Genomic DNA, 4,971 nt, shown 5'->3' with positions numbered 1-4,971 from the left:
AGCAAGCTCAGGGGCTGCGATGTGGTGCAGTTGCGGGTGAACGATGTGGCCCGCGATCCAGCTCGGCCAGCGGTTCGCCGGCCTTGGCCGCTGCACCCTTTCCGAGCACGAAATCCGCCAGCTCGGGCCGCGTGACGTCGACGTGTGCGGTGGCTTTCGAGTCGACATTGGATATCACGAGCACGCTGTTGCGCAGTTCGACCCACCTGATCTGCGGGTCGCCCTCGGTCGCAATCGTGAACGCGAGCCGCTCACCCTCCGCCTTGCGCGGGTCCACCAAGTAGCGGAGAAAATGTAGGTTCTCGTCCAGGGAGGCCGCCGCCAGCCCGTCATGGCTTGGCGTTCAGGTGACGAAATGGGTCCGAATGGGTGCGGCTGGAGCGGGGCACGCCGCTGGTGGAGCCGTGGCACCTGTTCGGGGCGCACTTCGTCCATCTCGGCTGGATCTATCCATGCATGAACCTCGCTGGTTTTGCCGTTCTCTGGATGTTCCGGCAGGAATCCTATTCATCGCCTTCGGCGTGAGCCTCGGTCTCCTGTGTTGTTCGCCCGCGCTGACTTGGTAGTTGGGGCATCGGGGATGCTCCATGGTTTGTTCGCGGCCGGCGCTGGAGCGAGCATCAGGCGTCTGCCACCGCACGGGGCGGCCCTGGTGATCGCGCTGACGGCGAAGCTCGTCCTGGAACAAGTCGCAGGGGAGGACACCCTCACTCAGGGGCTGACCGGCGACGCGGTCATTATCGATGCTCACCTCTACGGTGCGGTGGCCGGTGTTTACTACGGCTTGTTGCTGCTGGTCATGTCCTCCGGATCATCGAGAAACCGGCGACACTAGCGCGGTGGCTCAGACCGAACTCTCGCCCAGCCACCCGCAGGGCGGCGTGGCTCGCCATCACTGACCGGCTCCGTGTCCATCATGACTCTGGACCGAAGTGGGTCACCAGGTAGTCAAGAACAATCTGACGTGTCTCCGAAGGCATCTCCCACATTCCCTGGTCCTCAACCATCCAGGTCAGGACCTCGTCCCAGGTTCTGCGGCTGAAATTCTGCTGCGTGATGATCATCGTCGAGTGGCAGGCTGTGCAGTTGCCGAAGGTTTCCAACTGGCCGGGGCCGGCGGGCAGACCTCCGAAATCGGAGGTCTGCCCGCTAGCGCCACCGGCCATCATCAGACCCAGACATGCGCAGGCCAGTCCTGTGCGAAGCTTCCTGCCCCTCATGCTGCGTTGAGCGCGATGCGGTGCTGGGAATTGTTGCCATACCCCCTCGGATTCCATCCCGGCACAACGGCTGGCTGCATGACTCCGGTATCGTCCGTCGCCCGCGCCCAGATCTCGTAGTATCCCGCTGCGGGCAGCGTGATTCGGGCACGCCAGCGCTGCCAGTCGTAGCGATTCGTGGGTGGCTCCAACTCTGCCTCGACCCAGGTGGCGCCGAAGTCATAGGACACGTGCATGGCCTGAACCTCGTGCTCACCGGCCCATGCATGCCCGCGGACCTCGAATGCCTCGTCGGCCCTGACATCGGTGAGCGTGTCAGGGAAGGTAATGACGGATTTCACCGGCATGGGCCCCATGACCACCATGTCCTCATGAGGCACCTCGGCACCGGGGGGTACCGGATTGCGCGGCATACGATAGGAAAGGCCGGTCATGCCGGGACCATCGTGTTCCTGGTCGCGAACCCAGATTCGGGTCAGCCATTTCTGTGAACAGGAGCCCGGCCAACCCGCGGCGACGACGCGCAGGGGTCCGCCATGGATCAGCGGCAGCGGCTCGCCGTTCATGCCCCAGACGAGCAGCGTGTGTGGTTCCAGCGCCTTATCGATGGGAACCCCGCGACTGATGGATGGGCGCCCCGGTTCTCCGGAGAGATGGGGGTCGGCACCGTAATGTCCGGTGTACACAGCGCTGGACTTCAGACCTGCCTGCTGCAGGACATCCCGAAGTCGGCAGCCGGTCCACTCGCCGTTGCCCACCGCACCAATGGCCCACTGGTTACCCCGCGGGGAGGGGTTGAAACCGGCCCGGCCGTTACCCCCGCATTCGAGTTGCATGCGCAGGGTCACGGTCTCGAAGTCGGACTGCAGCTGTGCCAGCGTCAGCTGCAGGGGATTGTCCACCTCCCCGTCGATCGTGAGCGTCCATGCTTCCGGGTCCGCAGTCGCCTCGGGCACACCGCCGTTGTTGCGCACGAAGAAATTCTCGATGGGCGTGACGTCCGGATCGAGCAGAGGCGCCGGTGTTTCCAGATTGACCGGGCGATCGTTGCGGATGATGATCCCTGTCTTGCCGAACAGCGTGAAATCCTCGGGGGTGTCGGCCAGGGCCGACGGAATCAGTCCGGATGGCATGTTGCGGGCAAAGGGGATGGCGCCCCCGACCGCGAGCATCATCGCCGTGAGCCCGGCGCCTTTCAGGAATCCGCGCCGATCGGTCTCCGTTTTGCGCCCGAACGCCAGATAATCAGCGCGTTCCGGATCCTGATCGTAAAGCTCTCTCAAGCCTCGTTCTTCTTTTTGGTCGCTCATTTTCTCCTCCAGGAGTGGTTCTAAAGGTTGAGGGCCACTGACCTGCTGCGAGCCTGCCCTTACGAGCAGCACCTGTTCGGAACATAGCAACCGTTGCCAGAAATACAATCGTGCAGTGCACGATGAACGAGTCGACTCGTGGCCGGGAGTATAGGCGGTGTAAAGCGCCTCTTCGACGGCCCGATCCCGCTTCTCGCCGATGCTGACGCCTGCGTGCGGCCTTCGCTTTCGCGCACTGATCGCCTTTGAGTGGTGTCACGGTGCCCGCATCCGCCGCTTCGGCAGGCTTGCCAGCGCACTTTTCACGCTCACCCCTGCCGCCCGCCCAGCCGGCGTCGCGGCCGCACCGTCGTCGGCTTAGCCCCGGAGAGTCGTCGCGGGGTCATGCTAGGCGATTAAAAAAGCCGCGCTGCAGCGGCACCCGACAGGGCGGCCACCATGAGCCTAGGGGTTCGGTCGTTTTCTTCTCAACGGGGGCGACTGTCGATGACATCGGGACCCTCGATACACGCGATGGTCCGCACCCACCAGACGGTGGCGGAGCAGGTCATACAGCAAACATCGGGGACGCCTTTTCGGGAGTCAGCTTTACGTCCGACTCCAGCCCCTGGTTTCCCCCAACCTCACTGGCCGCTCAGGGTCGCGAACGGTCTGCTCCCAGCCGCAACCGCTTTCGGCAGCTTCACCCACGAGGTCCGTTACCCATGCTACCGGCCTTGGTGCCCCCCTGAGCCGGCCGTTAGCGGCTCCACCGCTTCGGTTGAAATCGCGTTCACTTCGCTTTCGGTTGACGCAAGTTCTTCCCGCCCCGTACCTTAGCCACACGGACCGGATGGTTGACAAAGAGGTTCAACTGCCGATCCGGATCGGAAGTTGTCCGTGCACACTTGGGCGCTTGAGTCTGGCGGACCGATCACCAGCCCGCCTTATGGACGTGTGTACCCGGAATCACAACAAAATAATTTAGGAATGGAGGAACCCGATGTTGAGCAAGAAAACTGCCGTTGCACTCGTGTCAATACTGGCCGCCAGCGCGGCGTCCGCAGACTGGACCCTAAACAACGCCGAGTCCGCGCTGTTCTACCTGACCACCAAGAATGTCAACGTCACCGAGTTGAATACCTTCAACCGCCTTTCGGGGAACGTCTCGCAGGCTGGCGAGGCGAACGTGGCCATTGACCTGACCAGTGTCGACACCGCGATCAGTATCCGCGACGAGCGGAAGCAGACCATGCTGTTCGATGTGGAAAACTTCCCTAGCGCGAAGATCCGCATGAACTTCGATCCGGCACTCCTGGAGGATATGGCTCCGGGAGCCCGGGTGGTGCAGAACGCTGTTCCTTTCCAGTTGACGATCCATGACATCACCCATGAGAAGGAGGTCGGACTGGTCGTGGTCGGGCTGGAGAACGGCTTGCAAGTGAGCAATCTCCAGCCGGTCGTGGTTGAGGCCGAGCCGTTGGGATTGGCCGGTGGCATTGAGGCGCTCAGGGCGATTGTCAACCTCCCCAATATCACCACCAACGCGCCGGTCAACTTTACTCTCGTCTTCGACAAGGACTAAGCCGCTGGGCAGATAGTCGGAAACGCTGTGGAAGCAGCCCAGACGTCATTCCGCTTGGAGGCTGGCGCAAGGACGCGCCCCCGCAGCCCAGCCATTTCGCGCGCCTGAGTCCATTGGCTGGTTGCCCAGAGTGACTCGCAACACACGTGCTGGCGAACCTCGAAGATAATGGCTATCCCGGAAATCGCCATCCTTCGTGATCAGGAGCATGCCGCCCTGATCCACGAACGCGCAGATCGCCGCGTCAGTGGTCCTCGAACCGTCGAGCACACGGTTCACGTGTGTCGCATCCACACCCATCTCGCGCAACCGGTTGACGAGCCGAAACGGGATGTGAACGTCGCAAAGAACGCGCATCAGGCCACGTGACGGACCGGCTCCCCGGACAACAGGAGGCGCGCGTAGTGCAGGCAGGCCACGATGTCCTCGCGTTCCAGTTCCGGATGGTCGGCGATGATCTCATCCATCGTCATGCCCGACCCCACGAGGTCGAGCACCACCTCGACCGGCCAGCGCATATGCCGGACACAGGGCTTGCCGTGGCAAACCTCTACGTCCAGGGTGATGCGACTCAGATCCGCCATGGCATGGCTCCAGCCGTGAGATACGTTTTGATGCTACTCCCGAGTGCTCGCAGGCGTCCAATCGAAACGCCGGAGATGCGAAGCCCTCGCGTAAGCCGACAAGGCTGACAGGCCGGTGGTTCCTTTGTCACCACTTCCGGAGGCTGGCGCAACGAACTCCCCGACCCGCTTCATTTCGACCGAACCATGCTGAATCGGACCATGCTCATGTTTCCTCAACCACGAACGAGGAGACCGACCATGAACGACAGTGAAATGACCGTTGCCTATCGCCCTGCCCCCTGGAACAAGGG

General features: G+C 62.5%; 6 protein-coding genes. 2 read left to right on the top strand and 4 right to left on the bottom strand.

Features of this window, described 5'->3' with window-relative positions; genetic code table 11:
- Positions 1-7: 7 nt before the first annotated feature.
- Positions 8-325, bottom strand: a complete 318-nt coding sequence (locus EA346_RS05665) for an alkyl sulfatase C-terminal domain-containing protein (RefSeq protein ID WP_296756535.1) — start codon at positions 323-325, stop codon at positions 8-10.
- Between the two features lie 255 nt (positions 326-580).
- Between EA346_RS05665 and EA346_RS05660 the strand changes: the two genes are divergently transcribed.
- Entirely contained in the window at positions 581-835 is a 255-nt protein-coding gene (locus EA346_RS05660) for a hypothetical protein (RefSeq protein ID WP_366755764.1), read from the top strand.
- A 381-nt stretch (positions 836-1,216) separates the two neighbouring features.
- On the opposite strand, the gene EA346_RS05655 is transcribed toward EA346_RS05660, so the two are convergent.
- On the bottom strand, positions 1,217-2,530 hold the full coding sequence (locus tag EA346_RS05655; protein ID WP_296756531.1) for a sulfite oxidase: 1,314 nt from the start codon (positions 2,528-2,530) through the stop codon (positions 1,217-1,219).
- Positions 2,531-3,512: 982 nt separating this feature from the next.
- Between EA346_RS05655 and EA346_RS05650 the strand changes: the two genes are divergently transcribed.
- A complete protein-coding gene (locus tag EA346_RS05650) occupies positions 3,513-4,094 on the top strand; it encodes a YceI family protein (protein WP_296756528.1) in 582 nt (193 codons plus the stop codon).
- Between the two features lie 45 nt (positions 4,095-4,139).
- On the opposite strand, the gene EA346_RS05645 is transcribed toward EA346_RS05650, so the two are convergent.
- Together EA346_RS05645 and EA346_RS05640 are read right to left on the bottom strand one after the other, a co-directional pair.
- Entirely contained in the window at positions 4,140-4,451 is a 312-nt protein-coding gene (locus EA346_RS05645) for a DUF5615 family PIN-like protein (protein ID WP_296756526.1), read from the bottom strand.
- Positions 4,451-4,678 (bottom strand): DUF433 domain-containing protein, encoded by a 228-nt coding sequence (locus EA346_RS05640; RefSeq protein ID WP_296756524.1) that lies wholly within the window; start codon positions 4,676-4,678, stop codon positions 4,451-4,453. The genes EA346_RS05645 and EA346_RS05640 overlap by 1 nt, the downstream gene beginning before the upstream one ends.
- Between the last annotated feature and the right edge of the window lie 293 nt (positions 4,679-4,971).

This window comes from Thioalkalivibrio sp. (assembly GCF_007692535.1).
Taxonomy (GTDB): domain Bacteria; phylum Pseudomonadota; class Gammaproteobacteria; order Ectothiorhodospirales; family Ectothiorhodospiraceae; genus Thioalkalivibrio.
Note: the sequence above shows the minus strand (reverse complement) of the source record. Positions and strands in the feature narration are given on the sequence as shown.

What these genes read in the sequence shown, in the direction of transcription:
- EA346_RS05660 (WP_366755764.1), top strand. Translation starts at nt 581, where the DNA reads ATGCTCCATGGTTTGTTCGCGGCCGGCGCTGGAGCGAGCATCAGGCGT.
- EA346_RS05655 (WP_296756531.1), bottom strand. Translation starts at nt 2,530, where the DNA reads ATGAGCGACCAAAAAGAAGAACGAGGCTTGAGAGAGCTTTACGATCAG.
- EA346_RS05650 (WP_296756528.1), top strand. Translation starts at nt 3,513, where the DNA reads ATGTTGAGCAAGAAAACTGCCGTTGCACTCGTGTCAATACTGGCCGCC.
- EA346_RS05645 (WP_296756526.1), bottom strand. Translation starts at nt 4,451, where the DNA reads ATGCGCGTTCTTTGCGACGTTCACATCCCGTTTCGGCTCGTCAACCGG.
- EA346_RS05640 (WP_296756524.1), bottom strand. Translation starts at nt 4,678, where the DNA reads ATGGCGGATCTGAGTCGCATCACCCTGGACGTAGAGGTTTGCCACGGC.